This window comes from Nitrososphaerales archaeon (assembly GCA_025058425.1).
Lineage (GTDB): Archaea > Thermoproteota > Nitrososphaeria > Nitrososphaerales > JANXEG01 > JANXEG01.
In genome coordinates this window covers 1-2,991 of sequence record JANXEG010000079.1, presented here as the reverse complement: position 1 = coordinate 2,991, position 2,991 = coordinate 1, and the positions used below count along the sequence as shown (strand labels likewise).

Below are 2,991 nucleotides of genomic sequence, written 5' to 3'. Positions count from 1 at the left end.
ATAAAGGGCTCTGACATTTTTAACAGCTGGCTTACCCTCCCATGGACCCTTGCCAACCATCGCTAAACTACTCGCTACAACTGTGGTACTTCCAACATCTATTTCTTTTGCGGAGAGTCTATCTATATTCCCAACCCATCCCCCGGGGATGATCGTAAACTTAAATTCAGGATATGTCGTTTCGACGACCGATGCGAGTGCTTGAATAACGATATAACCGAGACCTCCAGGTGTTCCACCAGCTGCGGTTAGTGATATAGGTGCTGTAGGTCGGGGCGGATAAGCGGGTGTAGGACTGGGAGTTGGAGTTGGTGTAGGTCTAGGAGTAGGAGTAGGTGTTGGGGTTGGAGTAGGAGTAGGTGTTGGGCTTGGTGTTGGTGCTACTGTTACGGTAACAGTCCTCGTTACCGTTGGTCCTGCTACAGTCTCAGTAACAGTCCTCGTCACAACCTCCTTAACTGGTGGCAAGGATGCGTAATATGCAGCTACACCACCACCAAATACTACTGCACCTATAATGAATGAACCGATATATTTCAAGTATCCTCTTCTTGATAATTTACTTCCTTCTGTTTGCATATTAATAATATTGACTCAACTATTATTTATATTTATTTCTATATTTTGGTGATTTTCTATATTAAAATTTATGTCGAAGAATACCAGTATCATTAAAATAATATCCTTTTAGAAGATTTTTCTAAAAATATCATCATGGCTTTATCTATTCTCAGCCACCCATTCACCCATTGAAAGGTTTGAGTGGTGTGAATTTACGACCTATTATTGAAGGATTGTCGAAGTATGGTTTCGATATACTTATAAACTTAATACTTTTGAAAGTATGCGTAAGTGGAGGTACATATTGGGAGAGATCAAGACTATAGGGATCATAGGGGCTGGTAAGTTAGGCGAAGCCTTGATACAAGGTTTTCTCAACGCTCATATAGAACGTTCCAAAATATGTGTATTCGAAATCGATCCTGACCGAGTTAAATACATAAGTGAGAAGTACAATGTGAGATGCCTGGATAGTATAGGTACATTGGTGAAGGAGAGCGATCTGATCATCATCTCGGTCAAACCCATCGATGTAAAGAGTGTAGCGAAAGAGATCGGGAAGGTAATCACTCCTGAAAAGATCGTTTTAACATTCGCTGCCGCCACGCCCATAAAGTATATTTCGAGATTCCTTCCGAAGAATGTACCCATTGTACGAGGGATGCCTAACCTAGCTGTATCGGTACGTGAAGGGATGACCGCCATTTCTTATTCTAAAAGCTGTTCAGATGAGCATGTTCAGGCTGTGGTAAAGGTCTTGAGCCTTTTGGGAAAGGTCGTTCAGGTCGATGAGCGTTATCTGAATGTCGTTACAGCGTTATCTGGAAGTGGTCCCGCCTACGTAGCTTTGATAATAGATTCGTTGGCCGATGCCGGTGTCCGATTCGGCCTCTCTAAGAGTATCTCATTATTGATGGCGACCCAGACGGTATTGGGCAGTGCCAAAATGCTCTTGGAATCGAATCAACATCCCGCTCTACTCAGAGATATGGTCGCCACGCCAGCCGGTACTACGATTGAAGCGTTACTGAAGCTTGAAAGAGGCGGATTCCGCGCGATGCTGGTAGATGCTATTACGGCAGCTACGGAAAAGGCTGAACAGTTGGAACGTTTGAACCTATCAAATAAAGGGGATGAAGATCGATAATCGATAAGATTACGTGATTTTTATCATTATATAATAGGATAAGATGATATTCGAAAAAGAGTTTTATATCCTAGAATTTAATCTAATTGCGGGATAAAGATGGTTTCAGCATGTGTTCTTATTCGTTCTGAGAAGGGGAGGTCTGGTGAAGTGTTAAATCGATTGAAGCAATTGCCGGGTGTAGTGAGGGCTTTTTCATCTTTAGGGAGGTACGATATAGTTATCCAACTTGAGGCTCCCGATTACAAGGCTTTAGGCCAAACGGTCCTCAGAATGGGCTCGATATCTGGCGTTGTATTCACAGAGACACTCGTCGAAGTGGAGAGGTGATAGGTATGTTGAACGGTGTTATTCTCATAAAGACCTGGACGATCCGTACGGATGACGTTTTAAAGGCCGTTCAGAAGATACCAGAAGTTAAAAGGGCATTCATTACTTATGGAAGGTTCGATATCTGTGCATTCATCGAAGTACCAAATTACGATGCAGCCAAAGATGTGGTGAATAGAGTAAATGCATTGGAAGCTGTAAGAAGTACAGAAACGTTGATCGAAGCATAAACTTTTAGATAACTGCGTTGGATAACAGATAAAAACAGATAATAGATAACTTAACCTAACTACTCATCCTTCTTTTTTGGTATGACAGCTATCGCAAAATCTGGACAGTAGAGCTCACAGATTCCACACTGGGTACATTTATCCTGATCTATCGGTGCCACTATACCTTTTACTTCATCCTTTACAACGAATATATGGTATGGGCATACATTGATGCAGATTCTACAGCCCTTGCATAATTTTTCATCTACGAAGACCTTCAATCTAATCGACCTGCAATCCAAAGCCCAACCTCAAAGCCTCTACATTCTTATCCGTTTCCACTTTTATATTATCTCTAATAGCTAATTCGGCAGATTCTATCGGTATAAATTTGATAAATCGAAGTAGTGATCCGAGCATGATCATATTCGCGAAGACCCTCCTCCCAAACCTTTCGACAGCGAGCTTTGCAGCCGGAATTTTCACTACCTTATAACTGCCTCCAATCTCTCTATCGATGAATTCATCATCTATCATTAACAGGCCATCGTTCTTTAGTAACTTGAGCTCCATATCTAGAGCCTTCGAATGAAGAGCGACCAGAGCATCAAGGGCGATGGCGAACGGGTACTTGACCGGCTCATCGGAGATGACGACGTGGCCATAAGCGTAGGTACCTCTCACTTCCGCTCCGTAGCTGCTGGTCCTCGTTGCATATAGGCCAGAGAGTATGGCTGCATG

Annotated in this window: 6 protein-coding genes; 3 read left to right on the top strand and 3 right to left on the bottom strand. The window is 42.7% G+C overall.

Annotated features, from left to right (window positions below; genetic code table 11):
- The coding region (locus NZ896_06685) for a hypothetical protein (GenBank protein ID MCS7117131.1) at positions 1–579 on the bottom strand (579 nt) is incomplete at its 3' end.
- 265 nt (positions 580–844) lie between these two features.
- Here NZ896_06685 and proC point away from each other — a divergent pair.
- From proC to NZ896_06670, 3 genes are all read left to right on the top strand, one after another.
- Positions 845–1,708 carry a pyrroline-5-carboxylate reductase gene (gene proC / locus NZ896_06680; GenBank protein ID MCS7117130.1) on the top strand — a complete coding sequence of 288 codons (864 nt, stop codon included), beginning with the start codon at positions 845–847 and terminating at the stop codon, positions 1,706–1,708.
- A 99-nt stretch (positions 1,709–1,807) separates the two neighbouring features.
- Positions 1,808–2,038 (top strand): Lrp/AsnC ligand binding domain-containing protein, encoded by a 231-nt coding sequence (locus NZ896_06675; GenBank protein ID MCS7117129.1) that lies wholly within the window; start codon positions 1,808–1,810, stop codon positions 2,036–2,038.
- A 5-nt stretch (positions 2,039–2,043) separates the two neighbouring features.
- Positions 2,044–2,268: an Lrp/AsnC ligand binding domain-containing protein gene (locus NZ896_06670; GenBank protein ID MCS7117128.1), complete on the top strand. Its 225-nt coding sequence runs from the start codon at positions 2,044–2,046 to the stop codon at positions 2,266–2,268.
- A 59-nt stretch (positions 2,269–2,327) separates the two neighbouring features.
- Here NZ896_06670 and NZ896_06665 read toward each other — a convergent pair whose 3' ends face one another.
- Positions 2,328–2,552 (bottom strand): 4Fe-4S binding protein, encoded by a 225-nt coding sequence (locus NZ896_06665; protein ID MCS7117127.1) that lies wholly within the window; start codon positions 2,550–2,552, stop codon positions 2,328–2,330.
- A partial coding sequence (locus tag NZ896_06660; GenBank protein MCS7117126.1) for a 2-oxoacid:acceptor oxidoreductase family protein occupies positions 2,533–2,991 on the bottom strand: 459 nt, incomplete at its 5' end. The genes NZ896_06660 and NZ896_06665, both read right to left, overlap by 20 nt.

What these genes read in the sequence shown, in the direction of transcription:
- NZ896_06675 (MCS7117129.1), top strand. Translation starts at nt 1,808, where the DNA reads ATGGTTTCAGCATGTGTTCTTATTCGTTCTGAGAAGGGGAGGTCTGGT.
- NZ896_06670 (MCS7117128.1), top strand. Translation starts at nt 2,044, where the DNA reads ATGTTGAACGGTGTTATTCTCATAAAGACCTGGACGATCCGTACGGAT.
- proC (MCS7117130.1), top strand. Translation starts at nt 845, where the DNA reads ATGCGTAAGTGGAGGTACATATTGGGAGAGATCAAGACTATAGGGATC.